This is a genomic window from Micromonospora auratinigra, assembly GCF_900089595.1.
Classification (GTDB): Bacteria; Actinomycetota; Actinomycetes; order Mycobacteriales; family Micromonosporaceae; genus Micromonospora; species Micromonospora auratinigra.
In genome coordinates this window covers 4,652,960-4,677,542 of record NZ_LT594323.1, presented here as the reverse complement: position 1 = coordinate 4,677,542, position 24,583 = coordinate 4,652,960, and the positions used below count along the sequence as shown (strand labels likewise).

Sequence of the window (24,583 nt, the reverse complement as noted above, 5' to 3'; positions counted from 1 at the left end):
GTCACGCCTCCAGATCAGCCAGGACGGTCGGCAACTGCCCGGCGGCCTGGGCGACCGCGGCGGGGGTGGTGTCCAGGTGTTCCAACAGCCCGTCGACGTACGACACGTCGACCCGTACCTTCTGCACCCGCCCGTCGACGTCGCGCATCACGAACTCGCGGAAGCCGAGCCGGTTCGCCGAACCGCTGTCGGCCTGCGACAGCGAGGCGAGGGTGGCCTCGTAACCGTCGTTGACCGGCACCCGGAGCAGCCGCAGCGCCTCCGAGGCGATCTCGGTGTCCTCGGCGATCCGGCCGACGAAGACGGTGGAGACCAGGTTCTGCACGTCGAGGCCGAGGATGTCCTTCGGGTTCTGCGAGGCGACCAGGGCGGCGAGGTTCCACTTGCGGGAGTCGCGGGCGAGGCGGACCAGGAACGACCGCCCGGAGCGCCAGCCCTCCATGAAGTGGGCCTCGTCCAGGCCGACCAGCTTGCGGGAGCCCATCGAGCCGCCGTAGCAGCGCCGCACCGCGAGCCGGTGCGCGGTGTGCAGCATGGGCAGCGCGAGCGCCTCCTCGGCCGACCAGTACTCGCGCTCGATCTTGAGGTCGGGCAGCCGTAGCCCGGCCATGGTGATCACGGTGAGCGCCGCGTCGGCACCGAGCAGCCCCGCCGGGGGACGGCCGAAGAAGAGCATGGCCAGCGGCATCTCGGCGGTGTCGAGCAGCAGGTTGGCCAGCTCGCGGCCGGCGTCGTCGTCCAGCCCCTGCAGGCAGGCGACCACGTCGTCCAGGGTGGACGTCTCCTCGGCCGGCACCTGGCGTACGGCGTGCCGGAACAGGGTGGCGGTGGACGCCTCCCGGGCCACCTGCGGGGGCACCAGCATCATGCAGATGTCCTGGACCAGCATCCGCCGTTCGGCGCGCGCGTTGGAGACCGCGATCTCGAACTCCCGGTCCCCGGCCGCCCCGGCGCCGAACTCGCTGCGCAGCGGGGTCGGGATCAGCGCGTACGGGGCCAGCGTGCCCTGCTCGGACCCGGTCAGGTTGAGCACCCGCGAGTACGGAGCGAGCTCCGGCATCGCGCAGAGCCGGGCCAGCGGGCCGGACGGGTCGAGCAGGGTCACCTGCACGCCCCGCCGGGCGGCCAGGTAGCCGAGCGCGCCCAGCAGGGTCGACTTGCCACCGCCCGGCTCGGCGACGAAGACCGCGAGGCCGGAGCGCTCGCGTACCTCCATCGGGAAGTGCAGGTCGAGGAAGACCGGCCGGCGGCAGGTGCCGGCGGTGCGGCCGATCAGGTCACCGCGCCGGTCGCCGACCGTGGAGGCGGCCTGGGGCAGGGCGGCGGCCAGCAGCGGGACCGGCATCCGCCGGACGTAGCCGGTGTTGGCGATCGGCTCGCCGGGGATGAACTCGCGGGCCAGCCAGTCCTGGTTCTTCGGGTGCTGCAGCGAGATCCGCAGCTCGCGGGAGTAGAGCTGGATCAGCCGGCGGGCCCGCTCCAGGCACTCCTCGCGGGTCCGGCCGCCGACCGCGATCCGGTGCCAGCCGTGCGCGCGCGCCGAGTCGACCGGCAGTCCGGTGGTCATCTCGTCGCCGATCACCAGCGCCCGCTTGGCCAGCCGCTCCAGCTCGGGCGGCGCGTCGATGCCGTGCTCGGCGTAGTCGAGCTGCTGGGACCGGATCATCCGGAGCCGGTGCTCCAGGTTCCGGAAGGAGTCGCCGGAACCGAGGATGTCGACCCGGGTGGAGAGCTCCATCGGCCACGGCAGCCGCTCGTGGAAGTGCAGCCAGGGCTCGTGCCGCTCGGGGATCTCCAGCGGCTCCATCCGGCCCACCGCGAGCACGGCCACGTGCCGTTCCTCGCCGGTCATCCGGTTGACCAGCTTCACCGTCGAGCCGTACGGGGTGCGGTAGCGCTCGACCTGCTCGGTGAGGGCGAGCAGGTCACCCCGCTCCCAGCGGCCGTTGGTGACCGGGGAGAGGGTGCCCGGCGGGGCCATGCAGAGCGCCACCGAGCGGTAGAGCAGCCACTCAAGTTCCTGGGCGGTCACCCGTCGCCCGCGCATGCCGAACGCGCCGAGCACCTCGTCGAACTGCTCGACCGTGCGGCCCAGCTTGCGGCGTTCGCCGTCGGCGGTGCCCCGGCCGAAGGTGCGCAGCAGCCGCTCGGTGAGCGAGTCGCCGAGCGACCGGCGGGCGAAGGTGACGCCGAGGTAGGTCTGTCCCTCGGCGTGGTTGACCGCCATCAGGTGCCGCTGCGCGGCGACCAGGTGGTCGGCCCAGCCGGTGGTGCCGGGGACGTCGGGCAGCGGCGCGGCGGTGTGCGCGTCAACGGTGCGGGCCCACTCGTCGGCCGGGAACGGCCGGGTGGTCCGGCGCAGGTGCAGCCGGAAGCCGGCGAGGCCGGCGTACTGCTCGGAGATGGCGGAGAGCAGCGCCTCGCGCTCGGCGTCCGGCCGGAACGCCCAGCGCACCTCGGGCAGCCAGTACCAGGCGGTGACGGTGTTGGGGGTGAAGGTCAGGTGCCCGGCGATCTCGGTGATCGCCAGCTCCACCGAGGGGTCGCGGTCGCCGAACTTGATCTTCGGAGCGCGGACCCGGACGGGCTTGACCGGACGGCCCTGGCGCTCCGGCGCGCGCTGGCGGGGCGGCGTCACCTCGCGCCCGGGAGCGGTGGCGACCTCGCGGCCCGCCGGCCGGGCCGCCTCCTCCGGTCGCCGGTCGCCGCGGCGGACCGGCCGCTCGACCGGCGGTGTCGGGTCGGGCGACTCCGGGTCGACGGTGGGCCGCAGCGCGGGGAGCCGGTCACCGGGCTGCTGCGGCACCCGGTTGCGGCCGGTGGCCGCCGGCTCCAGGGCCGGTGGGCGGTCGGGCGGCGCGACGGCGGGCACCGGCGCGGCGGTGACCTCGGGCACCTCCCGGGTGCGGCCCACCGGGCGAACGCCGGCCGGGTGCTCGTGGAGGCGTCCGGCGGGCGGCTCGTCCTGGTGGGCGGGGCGGTGCTCGACCGGGGTCGGCGCGACCGGCCCGGCGGGGACCGCGGGCTGGTGCGGGATGGGCAGCGCCTCGCGCCCCACGCCCCGGCGCGGGGGCGCCACCACCGGGGTCGGCTCGGCCGGGGCCGGACGCGGGGTCGACCCGATCGCCGGTCGGGCGGGCCGCCGGACGCCGGGCTGCGCCCCGCCGAACAGGTCGAGGAAGGGGGAGTCGATGTCGGCGTTCTCGCCGACCGCCGGCAACCGCTGCTCGTGTGCCGGCGGGCGGGGCCCGGTGGGCCGGGGCGGCTGGAAGACGCCGACGCGGCCGTGCGCCGGGCTGGTCGCCAGCGCCGGATCGAGAACGACCTCGTCCCGCTCCTCGTCGTGAGGGTAGTCGAACGATCGCGCTCGGTTACCGTGCTGGCCGGCCGGACGTCCGGCCGGGGAACCCGGCGTGGAAGAGCGACTCATGCGACCGCCTCACCCGCGTCGTTCGTCTGCGCCTGCGTACGCCCGGTCATGCCAGTTCCTCCCGGATCCTGATCCGGCTCGCCACCAGGCGCGGGTCGCGCAGTTCGGCGGCCGGCTCCCGGGTGCGTCGCCAGTCGGTCAGCGCGGTCCGGATGACCATGCGCGCCGGCCGGTCCGGGTCGACGTACCGGAAGATGAACGAGGTGGTCACGATGGCCAGCGAGATCTCCCAGGCGGGGAAGAGCTCGACCTGGAGCGTGAACAGCCAGTGGATGAACATGTAGAGGGGTACGAGCAGCATGAACAGGCCGTACTGGGCGTACGGCAGGTGGACGGGCAGGGTGTACCCGGGCGGCCCGAGATAGACGAGACGAGCCCGGTAGATGTCGTCGTCGGTGCGCAGCCGCATGGTCGCCCAGCGCCTATTCGAAGATCAGCTTGATCAGATAGTCGCCGACGAAGAAGAGCGTGGCGGCTCCGGCGATGAAGGCCAGCCCGATGATGGCGATCGCCGAGCTGGTCAGCACCTTGGAGATCTCGCCCCGGCTGGCGCGTCCGATGAAGATGACGCCGAGGACGGCGAGCAGGATCGGGGCGATCTTGCTGGCGAAGAAGCTGACGACACCGCTGGTGTCGATGCCCTTCGGGGCCGGCTCGGCGAGTGGAGTCGACGCCAGGGTGTGGAGCGCGTGGTCGACGGCGGACGACGCCGTCGCCAGGAGCTCGATGGCGATCACTGAAACCTCCCCATGTCGCGGCCGGCGGTGCCGCGGTGGTGCATGTGGTCAAAGCCTGGCGGGATCGTGCTCTCGGGCGGAACGTCCACGACGCTGCGTCCGTCGCCCACCACGGAGAGTGGTGAGCTTTGGGGGGATTTTTCCCGCTTCGGCCCTCCCTCCAGGCTTCGCCATCTCGATGCTGGGCAATTCCAAAGCGTACGGGCCGGCCCCCTTTGCGACAACCCGCGAAGAGTCGACCCGAACCGGCCCGGACGACCGATCGTACACCTGTTCCAATGCGCATGTCAGGACCGTCGCGGACGGTGTCCGGCCGGCCGCCGGAAGCCCTGCTGGCGAACGGTACTGTCGGGTCCGTGACCGATCTGGTACGGGCGCAGGCCCCGGTGGTGATGGGCGTCCTCAACGTCACGCCCGACTCCTTCTCGGACGGTGGCCGATACGCCGATCTCGACGCGGCCGTCGGACACGGGGTGCGACTCCGGGCGGCCGGCGCGGACCTGGTGGACGTGGGCGGTGAGTCCACCCGCCCCGGCGCGGACCGGGTGGACGCGGCGACCGAGACCGCCCGGGTGCTGCCGGTGGTCCGGGAGCTGAGCGCCGCCGGCATCGCGGTCAGCATCGACACCAGCCGGGCCCGGGTCGCCGAGGCGGCGCTCGCCGCCGGCGCGGCCGTGGTCAACGACGTCTCCGGCGGGCTCGCCGACCCGGACATGGCCCGGGTGGTCCGCGACGCCGGCTGCCCCTGGGTGCTCATGCACTGGCGCGGTCACTCCCGGCGGATGACGGACCTGGCCCACTACACCGACGTGGTGGCCGACGTCCGGGCCGAGCTGGGCGAGCGGGTCGACGAGGCGCTGGCCGCCGGGGTCGCCGCCGACCGGATCATCGTCGACCCGGGGCTCGGCTTCGCCAAGACGGCCGCGCACAACTGGGAGCTGAGCGCCCGCCTGCCGGAGCTGCTCGACCTCGGCTTCCCGCTGCTCTTCGGGGCCAGCCGCAAGTCCTACCTGGGCCGGCTGCTCGCCGACGCCGAGGGGGAGCCCCGGCCGACTCCGGGGCGCGAGGCGGCCACCATCGCCACCAGCCTGCTCGCGGTGGCCGCCGGGGCCTGGGGGGTACGCGTGCACGACGTACGCGGCACCGCCGACGCGCTCGCCGTCTGGCGGGCCACCGGTCGCCCCCGCCTCGCCGCCGCCACCCCGGAACGCGCCGGGAGCACCGACCACGTCGCGAGCACGGACCGGGCGGCCGGGGCCGACCGGGCCGCCGCCGCGGCGCGTACCGCGACCGCCACCGAAGGGGACCGATGACCGACCGGATCGAGCTGACCGGCCTGCGCGCGCACGGCCGGCACGGCGTCTACGACTTCGAACGCGCCCACGGGCAGGAGTTCGTGGTCGACGCGGTACTCGAACTCGACCTCGCCCCGGCCGCCCGCTCCGACGAGGTGACCGACACCGTGCACTACGGCGAGCTGGCCGAGAAGCTGGTCGCGGTGGTCACCGGCGAACCGGTCGCCCTGATCGAGACGCTCGCCGACCGGCTGCTCGCGGTCTGCCTCGCCGAACCGCTGGTCGCCGCCGCCACGGTCACCGTGCACAAGCCGGAGGCCCCGATCCCGCACACCTTCGCCGACGTGGCCGTGACGATGCGGCGTACCCGGTGAGCCGGGCCGTGCTGTCGATCGGCAGCAACCTCGGCGACCGGCTGGCCCACCTGCGGGCCGCGGTGGCTGCCTTCGACGACGCGCTGCTGGTGGTCTCCGGCGTCTACGAGACGCCACCCTGGGGGGACGCCGACCAGCCCGCGTACCTCAACGCGGCGGTGCTGGTGGCGGACCCGGCGGCCGCCCCGGGGGACTGGCTGGCGCGGGCCCGGGCGGCCGAGGCGGCGGCCGGGCGGACCCGCGACCCGCAGCGCCGGTACGGGCCGCGCACCCTCGACGTGGACGTGATCGCCGTCTGGGACGCCGCCGGGGAGCCGGTGCTCAGCGAGGACCCGGAGCTGACCCTGCCGCACCCCCGCGCCCACCTGCGGGCCTTCGTGCTGCGGCCGTGGATCGACATCGAGCCGCACGGCCGGCTGCCCGGGCACGGCTGGCTGACCGACCTGCTCAACGCCGAGCCGCTCGCCGGGGACGCCCTGGAACTGCGCCCCCGCCCGGATCTGGAGCTAGAGTCGGAATCATGAGCCAGGCGCAGTCCCCGCGCGACCCCGACCGTTTCCGGATGGGGCCGACCCGGATCTCCACGCTGGTCGTGGCCGGTCTCGCCGCCGCCGCCGTGGCCTGGCTGCTGATCAGCAGCTTCTACTACGACGTCGCCCCCGACCTGCCCTGGCTGCCGGTGATCACGCTGGCCGGCCTCGCGGTGCTGGAGGGATACGCGGCGGTCAACACCCGGGCCCGGATCGAGCGCCGCCCCGGCCGGGAGCCGGTGAACCCGTTGCTGGTCGCCCGCCTGGTGGTGCTGGCCAAGGCGTCCGCGCTGGCCGGGGCCATCTTCGCCGGCTTCTACGCGGGGCTCACCGGCTGGCTCTTCGTCGAGCGGACCAACGCGGCGATCGGCGACCGGCCGGCCGGCGGCGGTGGGCTGCTCGCCTCGCTCGCGCTGGTCGCCGCGGCGCTCTGGCTGGAGCGGTCCTGCCGGGTGCCCGAGCAGGAGGACGACGAGGACCGGGAGCCCGGCGACCGGGAGACTCCGCGCGGCCGTCGCTGATCGGGGGTTCCCAGCACCCGCGCCCGCAGGTACCGTCCCTGGCGACCGGAGAGCAACGGCCGCCGCCGGTCCGCGTGGTCACGTCGGACCTGGACGGCCGCCGACGTGGGAGGCACGGCCATGGGGTACGACGAGACGGGCCGGACCGGGGCGGCGGAGTCGTCGTCCGGTGTGCCCGCCGGCGTCCTGGAGAACGTCTTCGACGACCCGTCCCACGGCGAACCCGGCCGGGACCGGATCGCCGTGCACGTCGTCTGGGAGACGCTGCTGCTGGCCGGCCTGGCCGCGGTCACCTGGCTGCTCTGGCGGCAGGACGCGGACGCGCTGCACGGGGCCGCCCTCAAGTCGCTCCTGGTCGACGTGGCCGCGCTCGGGATGCTCGTGCTCGCCGCCGGGCTGGCCCTGCGCGCCGCCGCGGTGAACCTGGCCGTCGGCCCGGTCGCGGTGGCCGCCGCCCTGCACTTCGCCGAGCAGGGCGATCGGGGGATCCGGGAGTCGCTGCTGCCGGCGCTGGCGGTCGCAGCGATCGGCGGACTGGTCCTCGGCCTGGTGGTGGTGGTGCTGCACGTGCCCGCCTGGGCGGCCAGCCTGGCCGGCGCGGCCGGCGTGATCGTCTACATCGAGCGGCGGACCGCCCCGGTCGTCGTGCAGGGCGGGTACGACCCCCGGCCGACCGCCCTCTACCTGTTCATCGGCTTCGCCGCGGTGGCCGTCCTGGGCGGGCTCCTCGGGGCCGTCAAGCCGGTACGGCGGCTGGTCGGCCGGTTCCGGCCGGTGGTCGACCCGGCCCGCCGCCGGGGCGCGGTGGCGGCCACGGTGACCGCCGCGGCGCTGGTCGCCTCCACCGTGCTGGCGATGCTCGGCGGGGTGCTGATCGCCGCCAACGGATCCGGCCCGGTGGTGCCCGGCACCGGCCTGGACTGGACGGTCCTCGCGGTCGGCACGGTGATGCTCGGCGGCACCAGCGCGTACGGCCGGCGGGGCGGGATCTTCGGCACCCTGCTCGCCGTCTGCCTGGTCCAGGTCTTCCTGGCCTGGGCGGCGGCCCGGGACTGGACGATCGACCCCTGGGCGGTCGGCGGCGTCACGCTGGGCGTCGGGCTGGTGGTCACCCGCCTGGTCGAGGCGTACGGCCGGCCCCGCCCGGTCGACTTCCCGCCCGAGCCGGTCGGACCGGTCGGCGACGGCGCGATCAGCTCCGGCTGGGCGTTGACCCCGTCGGCGGAGCCGGTCGACACCTGGCCGTCGGTGCTGCCGGTGCGGGACGCGGAGACCGACGTGGACAGCTGGGAGGCGCCGCGCTGGCAGGCCGAGCCGCGCCGGTGGGACGCCGACGGCCGCTGATCCCCGGGTCGGTCGCGTCCACCGGGCCGGAGCTGATCTCGCCGGTTAGGCTCGCGGCATGACCGACACTCCCGTCCCCGGCGGCCGTACCTTCGACGAGCTCGACAAGCTCTCCACCGAGGAGCTGCGCGAGCAGGCGTTCCACCTCGCCCGGGAACGCCGCGACCTCGGTTTCTTCTGGTCCGTGCTGCGCCACCTGCCGAACGCGGACGAGGCCGCGGCGTTGGACGGCGCCCCCAACTCGGTGGGCCCGACCATCGACGAGGCGAACGCCCTCTGGCGGGAGCTGACCGGCCACGGCTACGAGGAGAGCGCCCCGCTGCTGCGGGCCGCCTTCATCGACTACCTGATGAAGCACTGACCCGCCGGTGGCCGCCCGCCGGCCGGCGGCGGTCCCGCGTACGCGCAGGTTTGCCCGGCGCGGCGGGACGGGAACTGACCGCCCCATGGCCCTCACCAACCGTCCCCGGACCGTCAGCGGGTACGGCACCGCCGCCGGCACCGGCACCCTCGCCGCACTGCTGCTCGTCGCGGTCTGCGGCAGCCCGCTCTACGTGGGCTGGGTCCAGGACACCGACCCGGACGGGGCCGGCGGCTGGTTCCTGCGGCTGCTCGCCTGGCCGGCGTGGCGGCTGCACACCGACGACCCGTCGCAGGGCGTGCTCGCCACCAACCTGCGGGCCGTCCTGCTGGTGATCCTGGCCGCCGCGCTGCTCTACCTGCTGCCCGCCTCGCAGGTGGCCCGGGTGCAGGGCTCGGCCAGCCAGTTCCTCTCCGGCTGGGCCGCGTACGCCCTGGCCGCCGGCTTCACCGCGCTGCTCACCGCGCTCCTCGGCCCGGGTGGCTCGCTGCTGGCCGCCTTCCAGGCCACCAGCACCGGGGTGACCTACGGCTTCTTCGCCGGCTGGATCATCGGCCTGGCCAGCCTCGGCGGCCGCGCCTAGCCCCATCGGCCGGGCAGCGGCGGCACACGCCGACGCGCCCTGGCCCGACCGGATCATCGGCTCGGCCAGGCAGGGTCGGCACGGGCGGCCGCGCCGGGCGGGTCAGTCGCCGGCGCCCAGGTTCAGCACGCGGGCCCGGGTGAGCACGCCGATCGGCTGCCCGTCCTCGGTGACCAGCGCCCGGTCGGTGGCCGAGGTGAGCAGCGCGCCCAGCGCGTCGTAGGCGGAGCCGCCCAACGGGACCGTGGGCAGGTCGGTCGCGCCGTCGGTGGGCAGCGGGTCGAGCACCTCCCGGGTCAGCGGGGTGACGGCCAGCCGGCGGATCCCCCGGTCCGCGCCGACGAACTCCCGCACGAACGGCGAGGCGGGCGAGCCGAGCAGCGCGGCCGGAGTGTCGTACTGCTCCAGCCGGCCGCCCTCGGAGAGCACGGCGATCCGGTCACCGAGCCGGACCGCCTCGTCGAGGTCGTGGGTGACCAGCACGATGGTCTTGCGGACCTCGGCCTGGAGCCGCAGGAACTCCTCCTGGAGCCGGGTCCGGACGATCGGGTCGACGGCGGAGAACGGCTCGTCCATCAGCAGCACCACGGGGTCGGCGGCGAGCGCGCGGGCCACCCCGACCCGCTGCCGCTGGCCGCCGGAGAGCTCGTGCGGGTACCGGCGGCCGAACTGCGCCGGTTCCAGACCGACCAGCTCCAGCAGCTCGTCCACCCGTTCCCGGGTCCGCGCGCGGGACCAGCCGAGCAGCCCGGGCACGGTGGCCACGTTGGTCGCGACGGTCTGGTGCGGGAAGAGGCCCACGTTCTGGATGACGTACCCGATGCGGCGACGCAGCGCGACCGGGTCGACCCGGGTGACGTCGTCGTCGCCGAGCAGGATCCGGCCGGCGGTCGGCTCGATCAGCCGGTTGATCATGCGCAGCACGGTGGACTTGCCGCAGCCGGACGGCCCGATCAGCACGACCAGCTCGCCGGCGGCCACGTCCAGGCTCAGCTTCCGGACCGCCTCGGTGCCGTCCGGGTAGCGTTTGCCGATGCCGTCGAGCGTGATCGAGGCCGCGCCGTGTCCGGCGGTGGATCCCGGGGTAACGTCCACGTGTGTCCCTCCACCTGAGCTACCGGGCCGCGCCCGGTAACCCGTGGTTCTCCTGGCAGTACGTGCGGGACAACTCTGACACGATCCTCGACGCCCTGCGCGAGCACACCTGGCTCACCGCCCGGGCGGTGCTGATCGCCGCCCTGGTGGCGCTGCCGCTCGCGGTGGCCGCGTACTGGTTCCGGTCCCTGGCCGGGCCGGTGCTCGCGGTCTCCGGGGTGCTCTACACGATCCCGTCGCTGGCCCTGTTCGCGTTCCTCGGGCCCACCCTCGGGATCGGGGCGGTGACCGTGCTCACCGTGGTCGTGCTGTACGCGCTGCTGGTCATCGTCCGCAACGCGCTCGCCGGGCTGAACCAGGTCCCGCCCGAGGTCCGCGAGGCCGCCGAGGGCATGGGGTACGGCCGCTGGGCCCGGCTGTTCCGGATCGAGCTGCCGCTGGCGCTGCCCGGCATCCTCACCGGGCTCCGGCTGGCCACCGTCTCCACGGTGGCGCTGGTCACCGTCGGCGTGGTGATCGGCCGGGGCGGCCTCGGCCAGCTCATCTTCGCCGGCTTCCAGAACAACTTCTACAAGGCGCAGATCATGACCGGCACCGTGCTCTGCGTACTGCTGGCCCTGCTGCTCGACCTGGTGCTGGCCGGTGTGGGCCGGCTGCTCACCCCCTGGCTGCGCCGGCGGCCGTCGTGACCGCGCGGTACGCGGCGCGACGCGGCCCCGGCCCCGTGCACGGAAGGCCGGCCGCGTGAACTACCTCCGGGACGCCGTGGTCTGGCTGAACGACCCGTTGAACTGGACGAATCCGGGCGGTGTGCTGGACCGGCTCGGCGAGCACCTGACCATCTCCGCGCTGGCGGTGCTGCTCGGCTGCCTGGTGGCCTGGCCGATCGGGCTCTGGCTCGGGCACTCCGGCCGGGGCGGCGGCGCGGTGCTGCTGGTCGCCAACGTCACGCTGGCGATCCCGACCCTGGCGCTGCTGACCATCCTGCCGCTGACCTTCATCGGCTTCGGCCGGCCGGCGGTGGTGGTCGCGCTGGCGGTGTTCGCGGTGCCGCCGCTGCTGGCCAACGCGTACACCGGGGTGCGGCAGGTCGACCCGGAGGCCCGGGACGCGGCCCGCGGCATGGGACTCTCCGGCGGCCAACTGTTGCGCCGGGTCGAGCTGCCGCTCGCGGTGCCGTACCTGGCGGCCGGGTTCCGGACCGCCGCGGTGCAGGTGGTCGCCACCGCGGCGCTGGCGTCCTTCGTCAACGGCGGCGGGCTGGGCCAGATCATCCGGGCCGGGTTCGGGCTGGACATCGCGGCCGGCGGCGGGCAGGTGATCGCGGGCGGCCTGCTGGTCGCCGGGCTGGCGCTGCTGGTCGAGGGCATCCTGGCGGTGGTCGAGCGGGCGGTCACGCCGCGCCCGCTGCGGCGGGTGCGCCGGGCGGCGAACCGGCGCGCGGCGGACGCCACGGCGGGCGGCTGACCTCCCGGTACGCGCCGGGTGACGATCCGGTGACGAAAGTCGCTCCGAGTTTGTCGGTCCGGGCCGGAGGATATTGGCTGGAGTCGCGGGCGGCCGATCAGGATCGCCCGTCGGACACGCGGCCGACCCGGTACGGGTCGCGCCGGGACACGGAAGGCGGGCACTGATGCTTGCACGTTCACGGCTGGCCGTCGGGGCGCTCGGCGCCCTCACCGCGGCCGGGCTGCTCACCGGCTGCGGCAACGCGGGCTCGTCCGGCACCGACGCGCCGAAGCAGGGCGCGTCGGGGGCGGGCTGCGCGCCGGTCGCCGGCGACAAGCTGGTCGTCCTCACCGACGACAAGAAGCTCCAGAACACCGACAACGTCCTGCCGGCGATCAGCAAGAAGGCGGCCACGCCGCAGCTCGTCGCGGCGCTGGACAAGGTCTCCGCGAAGCTGGACACCCCCAAGCTGATCGAGCTGAACCGGCAGGTCGACGTCGACCGCAAGACCCCGCAGGTCGCGGCGAAGGAATTCGCGGACGCCAACGCGGTCACCGACGGCATCGAGAAGGGCCCGGGCGGCCAGGTCACGGTCGGCGCCGGCAACTTCAGCGAGAGCCAGCTCATCGCCGAGCTCTACAAGATCGCCCTCACCGCGGCCGGCTACCAGGTCAAGGTGCAGACCATCGGTAACCGGGAGCTCTACGAGCCGGCGCTGGAGAAGGGCCAGATCCAGGTCGTCCCCGAGTACGCCGCCACCATGGCCGAGTTCCTCAACACCAAGGCCAACGGCAAGGACGCGAAGCCGGTCTCCTCGCCGGAGCTGGACAAGACCGTCGAGGCGTTGAAGGCGCAGGGCGACAAGGCCGGCATCGTGTTCGGCCAACCGGCCCAGGCGCAGGACCAGAACGCCTTCGCGGTGACCAAGGCGTTCGCCGACAAGTACCAGGTCGGCACGCTCTCCGAGCTGGCGGCGAAGTGCTCCGGCAAGGCCACCGTGCTGGCCGGGCCGCCGGAGTGCCCGCAGCGGCCGAAGTGCCAGGCCGGCCTGATCGAGGTCTACGACTTCAAGGCGGGCTCGTTCAGCTCGCTGGACGCCGGTGGCCCGCAGACCAAGAACGCGCTGAAGACCGGTTCGGCCAGCGTCGGGCTGGTCTTCTCCTCCGACGCGGCGCTCGCCGCCAGCTGACCCGGGCGGGGCGCGACGGACGTCGCGTTCCCCCGATCGACGACCGGCCGTCGGCGCTCCCGTTCGGGGAGGGCCGGCGGCCGGACCGGTGCGGGGCGCCGGAAAGCCTGGTCACTGCTGTTTACATCGATACTCTCGGCCCGTTCCCTCGCGGGGCATCTCTCGGTAGTCTGCCCGCCATGCCCGCTCCGGTCGCCCCCGCCGAGACGCGCAGCTCGCTGCTGACCGTCCTGTTCTGGATCGGTGTGGCGTGCGCGCCCCTGGCCGCGCTGATCCTGCTCGTCGCCGACGGCAACGGCCCGCTGCGCTTCGGCGCCGTGCTGGCGATCCTGGCGGTGGTGCTGATCGGGCTCTCCATCGCGTTGCGGGCCGACGGTGGCAGCGCTCCGGCCGGGGTCGAGGAGCTGCGGGCCGAGCTGGACCAGCTCCGTCGGGAGCTGCGCGGCGAGCTGGCGGCCACCGCCCAGCGCGGCAACCAGGCGCTCGACCAGGCACAACGGACCGAGGAGTCGGTCACCGCGCTGCGCCGCCGGCTGGACGCGGCGGCTGCCGGGATCGCCGCTGCGGCGGGGATCACCGCCGCGCCGGCCGAGGAGCCGGCCGCTGCCCGCGCCCGGGTGGGCGGCGGCACGTACGGCGGCGGGCAGGACCACCCGGACCCGGGTGCGCCGGGCCGGCGGCCGCCGGTCGTCGACCGGCGTGACGAGCCGGACCAGCCGGTCCGCCGGCCGCAACCCGGTCCCCGCCACGACACCGAGCGTCCCGCCCCGGCGGGTGAGCGCCCGCCGGCCGGCGTGTACGGCGGCGCGCGTACGCCGGAGCCGGAGGCCGGTCCCCGCCCGGTCGGGGTGGTGCACCACACCGAGACCGTGCACGTCACCACCCGGCACACCATCGTGGACGGCGGGGCCGACCCGGGTGCCGGTGCCCGCTACGGCGGCTACGCCGGCCGCTGGTCCCCGGCCACCGAGCCGGGGGACCGCGCACGGGCCGGGGGGCGGGAGCCCGACGCCGGCCGTCCCTGGACCGGCGGGGAGCCGTCGGCAACCCACGACGACCGCTCCTGGTCGGGTGACGCGCGAAGCGAGCCGGGTGACCGTTCCTGGTCGGGGGATGCGCGGACCGAGCCGGGCGACCGTTCCTGGTCGGGCGGCACGCGGGACGAGCGTTCCTGGTCCGGCGGCGGGCGCGGGGAGCGGGACGAGGCGTCCTGGGGCCGGGCCGCGCGGCCCGAGCGGGAGGACACCCCCTGGGCCCACGGCGCCGGCCCGGACGACCGGTCCCGGAGCCAGCATCCCGAATCGGACGAGCGGTCCTGGAGTCAGCGCGCGGAACCGGCCGACCGGTCCTGGTCCGACGACCCTCGGCGCGAGCGGCACGACCGGGCCGGCCACGCCGGGGAGCGCGAGCCGGCCGGCTGGTCGGCGTCGACCGGTTACCGGGAGGACGGCACGGGCGGCCCGGTACGGGAGCACCCCTGGGCCGGCGTGGTCTCGTCCGCCGCCCCGACGGCGGCCGGTGACGGGCGGGGCCGATCGGCGGTTCAGGGCGTCGGGGACACCTGGTCGACCGGCCGGGACGGCTCGGGTGACGACCGGTCGTGGGCGGCGGACGGGAGCGCGCCGGCCTGGCCGGGGAGCACCGGCGGGGAGCCGGGGTGGGCCGGCCAGGGCGAGGGCTGGGCGTCGGCGTACGCCCGGGCGTGGTCGCCGGCGGAGGAGTCCGGTCCGGCGGTGCCGGCCGACGACACGGACGGTGACTACTGGTCCGAGTTGCGCGCGGGCAACCGCTGGGCCTCGGTCCGGGACGACGAGCACGGCCGGGAGGTCCGGGTCGGGGAGCGGCGGGCGGCGGTCCACGCCGACGGCGGCGGCACCGAGTACCGGATGGAGGACCGCTGGGCGTCGGTCCGGGAACCGCACGGACGCCAGGGCGGCGTCTACGGCGGGGGCGCGGACCCGCGCCGCGAGCAGGGCGGCGTCTACGGCGCGGGCGCGGACCCGCGCCATGACCGGGACGGCGTCCGGGGCCGGGGCGGCTACGGCGGGAGTGAGCCCGCCGGCGACCGGGCCCCCGACGGCCAGTGGACCCCCGAGAACCACCGGACCCCCGAGAACCAATGGACCCCGGAGAGCCGACGGGCGCTGCCGGTGGGTGGGGTGCCGGTGCCGGACGAGTGGCGGCCGCCGACGCAGCGCAGCGGCCAGCCCGAGTGGCGGCAGGTCGAGCCCGAGCCGGCGCGGTACGGGTATCCGCCGCGCGACGACGTGCCCCGGGCCGGCGGCAGCCGCGGCACCGGGAGCCGGCGCTGAGCGCCGTTACTTGTCGATGTCGCCGACCACGAAGAACATCGAGCCGAGGATGGCGATCAGGTCCGGCACCAGGCAGCCCGGCAGCAGGGTGGCCAGCGCCTGCACGTTCGCGTACGAGGCGGTGCGCAGCTTGAGCCGCCACGGCGTCTTCTCGCCCCGGGAGACCAGGTAGTAGCCGTTGATGCCGAGCGGGTTCTCGGTCCAGGCGTAGGTGTGCCCCTCGGGTGCCTTGACCACCTTCGGCAGCCGGGTGTTCACCGGCCCGGTGAGCCGGTCCACCCGGTCCAGGCACTGCTCGGCCAGGTCGAGCGAGGCGTACACCTGGTCGAGCAGCACTTCGAAGCGGGCGTGGCAGTCCCCGGCGGTCTTCGTCACCACCGGCACGTCCAACTGGTCGTACGCCAGGTAGGGCTCGTCGCGCCGCAGGTCCAGGTCGAGTCCGGAGGCCCGGGCGACCGGCCCGGAGGCGCCGAACGCGGCGGCGTCGGCGGCGGTGAGCACGCCGACCCCGACGGTGCGGGCCAGGAAGATCTCGTTGCGCCGGATCAGGTTGTCCAGGTCGGGCATCCGCCGGCGCACCTCGCCGATGGCGGCCCGGGCGCGCCGGGTCCAGCCGGCCGGCACCTCCTCCTTGAGGCCGCCGACCCGGTTGAACATGTAGTGGATCCGGCCGCCGGAGACCTCCTCCATGACCGCCTGGAGGGTCTCCCGCTCGCGGAACGCGTAGAAGACCGGGGTGATCGCGCCGATCTCCAGCGGGTACGAGCCGAGGAACATCAGGTGGTTGAGCACCCGGTTCAGCTCGGCGAGCGCCATCCGCAGCCAGGTGGCCCGCTCGGGCACCTCCATGCCCATCAGCCGTTCCACCGCGAGCACCACGCCCAGCTCGTTGGAGAAGGCGGAGAGCCAGTCGTGCCGGTTGGCCAGCACGATGATCTGCCGGTAGTCGCGTACCTCGAAGAGCTTCTCCGCGCCCCGGTGCATGTACCCGACGACCGGTTCGGCGGCGACCACCCGCTCCCCGTCGAGCACCAGCTTCAGCCGCAGCACGCCGTGCGTGGAGGGGTGCTGCGGCCCGATGTTCAGCACCATGTCGGCGCCGAGCTGCTCGCCGCCCGCGCCGGTCCCGACGGTCAGTTCCCGGAGATCGGCCGCGTCCGTGGTCATACCCGTCATCGTGCCACGAGCGGCTCGAACGCCACGTCGACCGGTTGGCACAGCCACCAGTGCCCGCCGAGGCCGGCGGGGTCGGTCAGCTCGGCCGCCGCCGAGGCGGTGGCCAGCGCCCGCAGGTAGCCGGCCGGGTCGCGGGAGGCCAGGCTCAGCGGCGGTCGCCCGCCGTCGGCCCCGAGCGCCCGCAGCGCGTCGCGCTGCGACACCAGGGTGTACGCGCACCCGGCAATGCGCTCACCGGCGGAGGCGACCGAGTCCATGGCGACGTGCGCGGTGACGTCGCAGGACCCGTCCGGCACCGGTGGCACCTGCCGTCCACTCCGATACCCGGTCAACGTCCCGCCCACCGGCCGCCCGTCCCGCAGGTGCCCGTAGTCGACGGCCAGCGCCACCCCCCGCTCGACCCGCCCCACCGCCGCCGCCCACGCCTCGTCCCGCCCCCGCCCGATCTCCACCCGCCGGCCCGCCGCGTTGATCAAGGAGTTCGCGTCAGATTCGGGGCCGGATCCTGACGCGAACTCCTTGGTCAACGGGACGGGCCACCACCGGGTCAGCCAGGCCAGGTCGGGCGGAGTGAGCGGGGGGCCCGGGTGCTCCGCGCCGGTGGTCGGGTCGACGTGCAGGTAGCGGTAGCCGTCCTCGGTCCCTACGGCCAGGTCGAGCGGGACGTTGTCCAGCCACTCGGTGGCCAGCAGCAGGCCGGTGATGCCCGGCGGGACCTCCTCGGTCCAGTGGACCTCGGCGGGCAGGTCCGCCGGACGCGGTGCCTTCTCGACGGCGGTGAGGCGTACCCGGTCGGCGAGCGGCACCGGGCCGGCGCCCTGCTCCCCGCGCAGCCCGGCGACCGGAGCGCGGGGCGTGGCGGGCTCCCCGGGCAGCCCGGCGAGCAGGGCGCGGAGCAGTTCCCCGCGGCCCGCGCCGACGTCCACCACGTCGAGGACCGGCGGCTGCCCGAGGGCGCGGTCGAGCGAGGTGAGCAGGCGCAGCAGGGCGGTGGCGAGGACCGGGGAGGCGTGCACGCTGGTGCGGAAGTGGGCGGCCGGTCCGGCGCCGGAGACGAAGAAGCCACCCGGCCCGTAGAGGGCCCGGTCCATCGCCACCCGCCAGGGCAGCCGCTCGGTCGAGGTCACCCGCCGACGGTACGGGCCGTCCGGCCGGGCCGGCACGGTAACCACCGGCCCCGGGCCGCGCCGCCCGGCACGGTAACCGCCCGCTGCGGGAAGCGCCGCCCGGCACGGCTCCTCCGTCGACCGGTGAAGGTTTTCACACACCCTTGTTCCGGCTCCGTGACCGGGACGCATACTTGCGATCGACCGGTACCCCCTTCGAGGACTGGATCGTTGCCATGAGCGCACCGCTGCGCGCGCGCCCGGCCGCCCCCGGCGCCCCGCTGGTCTTTCCCCGTACCCTCACCGTCGGCGTGCTCGGCGCCGGCCGGGTCGGTGCCGTGCTCGGCGCGGCCCTCGCCGCCGCCGGGCACCGGGTGGCCGCCGCCTCCGGCGTGTCCGGCGCCGCGAAGGCCCGGATGGCGCTGCTGCTGCCGCAGACCCCGCGCCGCTCCGCGACCGCGGTCGCCCGCGCCGCCACCGACCTGCTTATCGTGGCGGTGCCTGATGACGCCCTCGCCGGGGTGGTCGCCGGCCTCGCGGAGACGGGCGCGCTGCACCCCGGGCAGGTCGTGGCGCACACCTCCGGCGCGCACGGGCTGGCCGTCCTCGACCCGGCCGCCGCCGTCGGGGCCCGGCCGCTCGCGCTGCACCCGGCGATGACCTTCACCGGTACGCCGGACGACCTGGGCCGCCTCGCCGGCATCTCCTACGGGGTGACCGCCCCCGACGGGCTGCGCCCGTTCGCCGCCCGGCTGGTGGCCGACCTGGGCGGGGTGCCCGAGTGGGTGGCCGAGGGGGACCGTCCGCTCTACCACGCGGCCCTGGCGCACGGCGCGAACCACCTGGTCACGCTGGTCAACGAGGCGGCCGACCGGCTGCGCGACGCCGGGGTGGACCGGCCGGAGAAGGTGCTCGCCCCGCTGCTGCGGGCGGCGCTGGAGAACGCCCTGCGGCTCGGCGACGACGCGCTGACCGGCCCGGTGTCCCGGGGCGACGCGGGCACCGTACGCCGGCACCTGACCCGGCTGGCCACGGTCGCGCCGGAATCCGTACCCCCCTACCTGGCGTTGGCCCGGAGGACCGCGGACCGGGCGATCGCGTCGGGCCGGTTGCGCCCGGCGGACGCGGGTCCGCTGCTGGACGTGCTGAACGGGATCGAGGTGGCGGCGTGACCGGGCCGCACCGGTCGGGAACGGGGGAGGTACCGATGACGGAGCTGGTGCACACGCGCAAGGAGTTGGCGGCCGCGCGGGAGCGGCTGACCGGCCGGGTCGGCGTGGTGATGACCATGGGCGCGCTGCACCCGGGGCACGAGACCCTGCTGCGGGCCGCCCGGGAGCAGGCCGACCACGTGCTCGTCACGATCTTCGTGAACCCGCTCCAGTTCGGCCCGAACGAGGACTTCGACCGCTACCCGCGCACCCTCGACGCCGACCTGGAGATCTGCCGGCGGGCCGGCGCGGACGTGGTCTTCGCCCCCGCGGTGACCGACATGTACCCGGACGGCCGGCCGACGGTCCGGGTCAACCCGGGTCCGCTCGGCGAGGACCTGGAGGGGCTGAGCCGCCCCGGCTTCTTCCACGGCGTGCTCACCGTGGTGCTCAAGCTGCTCCAGCTCACCCGCCCCGACCTGGCCTTCTTCGGCGAGAAGGACTACCAGCAGCTCACCCTGGTCCGGCGGATGGTCCGGGACCTGGACGTGCCGGTGGAGATCGTCGGCGTGCCGACCGTACGCGAGCCGGACGGGTTGGCGCTCTCCTCCCGCAACCGCTACCTCTCGGCCGAGGAACGGGTGGCCGCGCTGAGCCTCTCCGCCGCCCTGCGGGCCGGGGCCGAGGCCGCCGAGCGGGGCGCCGAGGCGGGCGCGGTGCTCGCCGCCGCGCACCGGGCCTTCGACGCCGGTACGCCCGGCGCGGCCCGCCTCGACTACCTGGTGCTCACCGACGCCGACCTGGAGCCGGGGCCGGTCACCGGCCCGGCGCGGCTGCTGGTCGCGGCCTGGGTCGGCGCCACCCGCCTGATCGACAACGCGGCGATCCACCTCGCGCCGCGCTCCTGACCACCCACCACACCCCTGCGGAGAGGCACCCGATGTTCCGGACCATGCTCAAGTCGAAGATCCACCGCGCCACGGTGACCCAGGCCGACCTGCACTACGTCGGCTCGGTGACCGTGGACGAGGACCTGCTCGACGCGGCCGACCTGCTCCCCGGCGAGCAGGTGGCGATCGTGGACATCACCAACGGGGCCCGGCTGGAGACGTACGTGATCCCGGGCCGCCGGGGCAGCGGCGTGATCGGCATCAACGGGGCGGCGGCGCACCTGGTGCACCCCGGTGACCTGGTCATCCTCATCTCGTACGGGCAGATGGACGATGCCGAGGCCCGCGCCTACCGGCCCAAGGTCGTCCACGTCGACGCCGACAACAAGATCGTCGAGCTCACCGCGGACCCCACCACCGCCGCCCCCGGCACCGCCGGCGCCCCCGTCCCCAACCCCCTCGCCGCCACCCCCGCCTGACCCCCGTCCTCCCTCCCCCTCCCTCTCCCCACCCGGGCGGCGACCTGGCGTGGTGGGGGTTTTGTGGGGGTTTCCGGGTGGGGGTGCGGGAGCTGAACGGGATCGCGCTCTGTCACCGGAAGGTCATTTTCGGCTAGCCTGGGCGGACCGTCGGGCACGGCGGTCGTCGGGGTGGGGGAGGCCGCGATGGGGCGAGCGATACGGGGCCTGGTCGCGGCGGTGGTCGTGGCGACCCTGGCTGCGGGGTGCGCGCGGTCGGGCGGGCTGGACGGGGATCTGACCGACGACTGGGCGGCGCTGCCGGCGGCGGGGCCGTTCACGCCGGCCGCCGGGGTGTGCCAGGTCGCCGACTTCACCCCCACCGTGGGGCTGGACGGGTACGAGCCGGTCGGCTGCGACCTGCCGCACCGGGTGGAGACCGTGCACGTGGGCGCCTTCGGGGTGGACCGGCCCGCGCCGCCCGCCCTCGGCTCCGCCGAGCTGCGTACCGCCTTCGCCGACTGTGACACCCGGGCCAGCGGGTACGTGGGCGACAACTGGCGGGCCGGCCGGCTGCGGCTGGCCGTGGCGCTGCCGACCGGGCCCGGCTGGGCGGCCGGTTCCCGCTGGTACCGGTGCGACCTGAGCGAGCTGACCACGGTCGAGGCGGCCGCCGCCGTGGTGACCCGGACCGGCAGCCTGCGGGACGCGCTGAAGGGGACGTCCCCGCTGCGGCTGGGCTGCCAGCGCAGCGCCGGGGCGGCCCGGAAGGTGACCCTGGCCCCGGTGGACTGCCGGACCGCGCACGACGCCGAGTTCGCCGGGGTGTGGGCGGCGCCCGACAAGCCGTACCCCAGGAAGGACGCCGACTGGGCACCCTTCTACACCGGCTGTTACACCGCGCTGGCGAAGTACGCCGGGGTGCCCGACGACCCGATGCTGCGGTTCCGCAGCGGGGTGGTGGTCCGCCCGCCCGGGGCCGGCCGGTGGGTCGCCGGTGACCGGGGTGTCCGCTGCTATCTGTGGCTGACCGACCGGACGGTGACCGCCTCGCTCAAGGCGGCCGGGCCGGGGAAGCTGCCGGTCCGGACGAGGTAGCCGAAACCACTCGTCCCGCCCCCGCCGCCCGTGGTGAACGGCCTTCGGGTTGACTGTGCCCATGGACCTTCCGACCGTCGACCTGCCGGCCCTGCCCCGGTTGCTCGCCGCGCCCGCACCCGGCTGGGTGGAGACCACCGACGTGATCGTGGTCGGCTCGGGGGTCGCCGGGCTGACCGCCGCGCTGCACCTGCGCGAGGCGGGCCTGCACGTCACGGTGGTCACCAAGGTCACCATGGACGAGGGGTCGACCCGCTGGGCGCAGGGCGGCATCGCCGCCGTGCTCGACCCGGCCGACACCCCGACCGCGCACGCGTACGACACCGAGGTGGCCGGCGTCGGCCTCTGCGACCCGGCGGCGGTCCGGGTGCTGGTGGAGGAGGGCCCGACCCGGCTGCGCGAGCTGATGCGGATCGGGGCGGAGTTCGACCGCAACCCGGACGGCTCGCTGATGCTGACCCGGGAGGGCGGGCACCGGGCCGACCGGATCGTGCACGCGGGCGGCGACGCCACCGGGGCGGAGGTGCAGCGCGCCCTGCACGCGGCGGTGCACCGCGACCCGTGGATCCGGCTGGTCGAGCACGCCCTGGTGCTGGACCTGCTGCGCGCCCCCGGCGACGGCCCGGACGGCCTCGGCCCGGCCTGCGGCATCACCCTGCACGTGCTCGGCGAGGGCAGCGAGGACGGCGTCGGGGCGATCCTGGCCCGGGCGGTGGTGCTGGCCACCGGCGGCATGGGGCAGATCTTCGCGGCCACCACCAACCCGGCGGTCTCCACCGGCGACGGCGTGGCGCTCGCCCTGCGGGCCGGCGCGGCGGTCACCGACGTGGAGTTCGTCCAGTTCCACCCGACCGCGCTGATCGTGCCGGCCGGCGGGCCGGGGGCCGGGCTGGCCCAGCAGCCGCTGGTCTCCGAGGCGCTGCGCGGCGAGGGCGCGTACCTGGTCGACGGCGACGACAAGCGGTTCATGGTCGGGCAGCACGAGCTGGCCGAGCTGGCCCCCCGGGACGTGGTCGCCAAGGGCATCCACCGGGTGCTGCTGGCCAGCGGCGCGGACCACGTCTTCCTGGACGCCCGGCACCTCGGCGGCGACTTCCTGGCCGGGCGCTTCCCCACCATCGTCGCCTCCTGCCTGGCCATCGGCGTCGACCCGGCCACCGACCTGATCCCGGTCGCCCCGGCCGCCCACTACGCCTCCGGCGGGGTCCGGACCGACCTGCACGGCCGCACCTCGATCCCCGGCCTGTACGCCTGCGGCGAGGTCGCCTGCACCGGGGTGCACGGCGCGAACCGGCTGGCCAGCAACTCGCTGCTGGAGGGGCTGGTCTTCTCCCGCCGGATCGCCGAGGACATCGCCGCCGGACTGCCCGAGCAGGCGCGGCCGGCCGAGACCGGCGCCTGGGTGGGCGGGCAGGGCTGGGTGGTGCCGGCCGACGGCACGCCGGCCCTGCAACGGGCGATGACCCGGGGCGCGGGTGTGCTCCGCTCGGCGCGGACGCTGGCCGGCACCGCCGCCGCGCTCGGCGAGCTGGGGCAGGGCCGGGGCGTCCCGCGGACCGCCGACTGGGAGGCCACGAACCTGCTCACCGTGGCGTCCACCCTGGTCACCGCCGCGTACGCGCGCCAGGAGACGCGCGGCTGCCACTGGCGGGAGGACTTCCCGACGGCCGACGAGCGGTGGCGCGGCCACCTGGTGACGGGCATCGGGGCGGACGGTTCGCTGAACGAGCGCTGGGAGGCGTCAGCATGAGCGCGAGGAGTGAGCCGGTCCTGCGAGCCCCGCAGTCGCGAATGAAGGAGGAGTCAGCATGAGGGAGTCGACGGAGCGGGCGCTGCGCGACGGTGGCCTGGACCCGGCGCGGGTACGGCAGGTGATCGTCGACGCGTTCACCGAGGACCTGGGCCCCGACTTCCTCGACGTGACCAGCGTGGCGACCATTCCCGACGCGCAGACCGACACCGGTGACCTGGTCACCCGGGCCGACGGCGTGGTGGCCGGGCTGCCGGTGGCCGCGGCGGTGTTCGAGCTGGTGGGCGAGGTGACCGGGTCGGACCGTACCGTCGAGGTGTCGTTGGTGGCCCGGGACGGGCAGCGGGTGGCGCGCGGCGACGTGCTGGCGACGGTGACCGGCCCGACCCGGCTGCTGCTCACCGCCGAGCGCACCGCGCTCAACCTGCTCTGCCGGATGTCCGGGGTGGCCACCCACACCCGGGCATGGGCGGACGCCCTGGCCGGCACGAAGGCCACCGTGCTGGACACCCGCAAGACCACGCCCGGCCTGCGCGCGCTGGAGAAGTACGCGGTCCGCTGCGGCGGCGGCACCAACAAGCGGATGGGCCTGCACGACGTCGCCATGATCAAGGACAACCACAAGGTGGCCGCCGGTGGGATCGGGGCCGCCTTCCGGCGGGTCCGGGACGCGTTCCCGGACGTCCCGGTGCAGGTCGAGGTGGACACCCTGGCCGAGGCGGTGGAGGCGGTCGAGGCCGGCGCCGACTTCCTGCTGCTGGACAACATGACCCCGGCGCAGCTGCGCGAGGTGGTCGCCGCGGTGGGCGACCGGGCCGAGCTGGAGGCGACCGGAGGGCTGACCCTGCCGGTGGTGGCCGAGTACGGCGCGACCGGCGTCGACTTCCTCTCCGTGGGCGCGCTGACCCACTCCTCGCCGATCCTGGACATCGCCCTGGACCTGCGCGAGGAGTGACGGTCTAGGCTGCCGCTGTGCTGCTCTGCATCGACATCGGAAACACCAACACCGTGCTGGCGACCTTCGACGGCGACAAGCTGGTGCACTCCTGGCGGATCAAGACCGATGCCCGTTCCACCGCGGACGAGCTGGGCCTGATGTTCCGGGGGCTGCTGGCCGGTGACGCCGTGGAGATCACCGGGGTGGCCGCCTGCTCGACGGTGCCGGCCGCGCTGCGCTCGCTGCGCACCATGCTCTCCCGCTACTACGCGGACCTGCCCAGCGTGATCGTCGAGCCCGGGGTCCGCACCGGGGTGCAGCTCGCCATCGACAACCCGAAGGAGGTGGGCGCGGACCGGGTGGTCAACACCCTGGCCGCGTACACCCTCTACGGCGGGCCGTCGATCGTGGTGGACTTCGGCACCACCACCAACTTCGACGTGATCAGCGACCGGGGCGAGTTCCTCGGCGGCGCGTTCGCGCCGGGCATCGAGATCTCCTTCGACGCGCTGGCCGCCCGGGCGGCCCAGCTGCGCAAGGTGGAGGCGACGAAGCCTCGCTCGGTGATCGGCAAGAACACCGTGGAGTGCCTCCAGGCCGGCCTCTACTTCGGCTTCGCCGGCCAGGTGGACCGGATCGTCGAGCGGATGACCGAGGAACTGGGCGAGGTGCGGGCGGTGATCGCCACCGGCGGCCTGGCCTCGCTGGTGATCAACGAGTGTCGGACGATCACCCACCACGAGCCGATGATCACGCTGATCGGCCTGCGGATGGTCTACGAGCGCAACACCTGAGCC

24 protein-coding genes are annotated in these 24,583 nt (G+C 75.2%); 18 read left to right on the top strand and 6 right to left on the bottom strand.

Annotated elements, in window-relative coordinates:
- Position 1: 1 nt before the first annotated feature.
- From GA0070611_RS20980 to GA0070611_RS20970, 3 genes are read right to left on the bottom strand one after another with little or no spacing between them, the layout of a single operon-like run.
- Positions 2 to 3,430 carry an ATP-binding protein gene (locus GA0070611_RS20980; protein WP_091666974.1) on the bottom strand — a complete coding sequence of 1,143 codons (3,429 nt, stop codon included), beginning with the start codon at positions 3,428 to 3,430 and terminating at the stop codon, positions 2 to 4.
- A gap of 46 nt (positions 3,431 to 3,476) precedes the next feature.
- Positions 3,477 to 3,839, bottom strand: a complete 363-nt coding sequence (locus tag GA0070611_RS20975) for a hypothetical protein (protein WP_091317037.1) — start codon at positions 3,837 to 3,839, stop codon at positions 3,477 to 3,479.
- Between the two features lie 13 nt (positions 3,840 to 3,852).
- Positions 3,853 to 4,167: a hypothetical protein gene (locus GA0070611_RS20970; protein ID WP_091666972.1), complete on the bottom strand. Its 315-nt coding sequence runs from the start codon at positions 4,165 to 4,167 to the stop codon at positions 3,853 to 3,855.
- 356 nt (positions 4,168 to 4,523) lie between these two features.
- Between GA0070611_RS20970 and folP the strand changes: the two genes are divergently transcribed.
- The 7 genes from folP to GA0070611_RS20935 all read left to right on the top strand — a co-directional run bounded on the left by folP (position 4,524) and on the right by GA0070611_RS20935 (position 9,175).
- The gene (gene folP / locus GA0070611_RS20965; RefSeq protein ID WP_091673209.1) at positions 4,524 to 5,480 is read left to right on the top strand and encodes a dihydropteroate synthase; all 957 of its coding nucleotides are present in this window, start codon (positions 4,524 to 4,526) and stop codon (positions 5,478 to 5,480) included.
- Positions 5,477 to 5,836 carry a dihydroneopterin aldolase gene (gene folB / locus GA0070611_RS20960; protein ID WP_091666970.1) on the top strand — a complete coding sequence of 120 codons (360 nt, stop codon included), beginning with the start codon at positions 5,477 to 5,479 and terminating at the stop codon, positions 5,834 to 5,836. Before folP ends, folB begins: the two co-directional genes overlap by 4 nt.
- Positions 5,833 to 6,360, top strand: coding sequence for a 2-amino-4-hydroxy-6-hydroxymethyldihydropteridine diphosphokinase (folK, locus tag GA0070611_RS20955; protein WP_091666968.1), 528 nt, complete (start codon positions 5,833 to 5,835; stop codon positions 6,358 to 6,360). Before folB ends, folK begins: the two co-directional genes overlap by 4 nt.
- 38 nt (positions 6,361 to 6,398) lie before the next feature.
- Positions 6,399 to 6,887, top strand: coding sequence for a DUF3180 domain-containing protein (locus GA0070611_RS20950; RefSeq protein WP_407940446.1), 489 nt, complete (start codon positions 6,399 to 6,401; stop codon positions 6,885 to 6,887).
- A gap of 120 nt (positions 6,888 to 7,007) precedes the next feature.
- Positions 7,008 to 8,231: an ABC transporter permease gene (locus GA0070611_RS20945; RefSeq protein WP_091666962.1), complete on the top strand. Its 1,224-nt coding sequence runs from the start codon at positions 7,008 to 7,010 to the stop codon at positions 8,229 to 8,231.
- Positions 8,232 to 8,289: 58 nt separating this feature from the next.
- On the top strand, positions 8,290 to 8,592 hold the full coding sequence (locus GA0070611_RS20940) for a hypothetical protein (protein ID WP_091666960.1): 303 nt from the start codon (positions 8,290 to 8,292) through the stop codon (positions 8,590 to 8,592).
- 85 nt (positions 8,593 to 8,677) lie between these two features.
- A complete protein-coding gene (locus GA0070611_RS20935) occupies positions 8,678 to 9,175 on the top strand; it encodes a hypothetical protein (protein WP_091666957.1) in 498 nt (165 codons plus the stop codon).
- Between the two features lie 102 nt (positions 9,176 to 9,277).
- On the opposite strand, the gene GA0070611_RS20930 is transcribed toward GA0070611_RS20935, so the two are convergent.
- The gene (locus tag GA0070611_RS20930; protein ID WP_091666954.1) at positions 9,278 to 10,270 is read right to left on the bottom strand and encodes an ABC transporter ATP-binding protein; all 993 of its coding nucleotides are present in this window, start codon (positions 10,268 to 10,270) and stop codon (positions 9,278 to 9,280) included.
- A 2-nt stretch (positions 10,271 to 10,272) separates the two neighbouring features.
- Between GA0070611_RS20930 and GA0070611_RS20925 the strand changes: the two genes are divergently transcribed.
- The 4 genes from GA0070611_RS20925 (at position 10,273) to GA0070611_RS20910 (ending at position 15,220) form a co-directional block, all read left to right on the top strand.
- Positions 10,273 to 10,959 (top strand): ABC transporter permease, encoded by a 687-nt coding sequence (locus GA0070611_RS20925; protein ID WP_091666951.1) that lies wholly within the window; start codon positions 10,273 to 10,275, stop codon positions 10,957 to 10,959.
- Between the two features lie 55 nt (positions 10,960 to 11,014).
- The gene (locus GA0070611_RS20920; protein WP_091666949.1) at positions 11,015 to 11,737 is read left to right on the top strand and encodes an ABC transporter permease; all 723 of its coding nucleotides are present in this window, start codon (positions 11,015 to 11,017) and stop codon (positions 11,735 to 11,737) included.
- Between the two features lie 166 nt (positions 11,738 to 11,903).
- A complete protein-coding gene (locus GA0070611_RS20915; RefSeq protein WP_091666947.1) occupies positions 11,904 to 12,908 on the top strand; it encodes a glycine betaine ABC transporter substrate-binding protein in 1,005 nt (334 codons plus the stop codon).
- 179 nt (positions 12,909 to 13,087) lie between these two features.
- Positions 13,088 to 15,220, top strand: coding sequence for a hypothetical protein (locus GA0070611_RS20910; RefSeq protein ID WP_091666944.1), 2,133 nt, complete (start codon positions 13,088 to 13,090; stop codon positions 15,218 to 15,220).
- A 6-nt stretch (positions 15,221 to 15,226) separates the two neighbouring features.
- Here the strand turns inward: GA0070611_RS20910 and GA0070611_RS20905 are convergent, their stop codons facing one another.
- A complete protein-coding gene (locus tag GA0070611_RS20905; RefSeq protein WP_197675762.1) occupies positions 15,227 to 16,396 on the bottom strand; it encodes an NADH-quinone oxidoreductase subunit D in 1,170 nt (389 codons plus the stop codon).
- Complete coding sequence (locus GA0070611_RS20900) at positions 16,393 to 17,487, bottom strand: SAM-dependent methyltransferase (protein ID WP_091673207.1); 1,095 nt, start codon at positions 17,485 to 17,487, stop codon at positions 16,393 to 16,395. Before GA0070611_RS20900 ends, GA0070611_RS20905 begins: the two co-directional genes overlap by 4 nt.
- A gap of 251 nt (positions 17,488 to 17,738) precedes the next feature.
- Between GA0070611_RS20900 and GA0070611_RS20895 the strand changes: the two genes are divergently transcribed.
- From GA0070611_RS20895 to GA0070611_RS20865, 7 genes are all read left to right on the top strand, one after another.
- Entirely contained in the window at positions 17,739 to 18,674 is a 936-nt protein-coding gene (locus GA0070611_RS20895) for a Rossmann-like and DUF2520 domain-containing protein (RefSeq protein ID WP_091666939.1), read from the top strand.
- A 35-nt stretch (positions 18,675 to 18,709) separates the two neighbouring features.
- Positions 18,710 to 19,561, top strand: a complete 852-nt coding sequence (gene panC / locus GA0070611_RS20890; protein ID WP_091666937.1) for a pantoate--beta-alanine ligase — start codon at positions 18,710 to 18,712, stop codon at positions 19,559 to 19,561.
- 32 nt (positions 19,562 to 19,593) lie between these two features.
- On the top strand, positions 19,594 to 20,022 hold the full coding sequence (panD, locus tag GA0070611_RS20885) for an aspartate 1-decarboxylase (RefSeq protein ID WP_091666934.1): 429 nt from the start codon (positions 19,594 to 19,596) through the stop codon (positions 20,020 to 20,022).
- A 186-nt stretch (positions 20,023 to 20,208) separates the two neighbouring features.
- Entirely contained in the window at positions 20,209 to 21,099 is an 891-nt protein-coding gene (locus GA0070611_RS20880; RefSeq protein ID WP_091666932.1) for a septum formation family protein, read from the top strand.
- A 61-nt stretch (positions 21,100 to 21,160) separates the two neighbouring features.
- Positions 21,161 to 22,849 carry an L-aspartate oxidase gene (locus tag GA0070611_RS20875; RefSeq protein WP_091666930.1) on the top strand — a complete coding sequence of 563 codons (1,689 nt, stop codon included), beginning with the start codon at positions 21,161 to 21,163 and terminating at the stop codon, positions 22,847 to 22,849.
- A 58-nt stretch (positions 22,850 to 22,907) separates the two neighbouring features.
- Entirely contained in the window at positions 22,908 to 23,804 is an 897-nt protein-coding gene (gene nadC, locus GA0070611_RS20870) for a carboxylating nicotinate-nucleotide diphosphorylase (RefSeq protein ID WP_091666927.1), read from the top strand.
- 17 nt (positions 23,805 to 23,821) lie between these two features.
- On the top strand, positions 23,822 to 24,580 hold the full coding sequence (locus GA0070611_RS20865; protein WP_091666924.1) for a type III pantothenate kinase: 759 nt from the start codon (positions 23,822 to 23,824) through the stop codon (positions 24,578 to 24,580).
- The last annotated feature ends 3 nt before the right edge of the window (positions 24,581 to 24,583 follow it).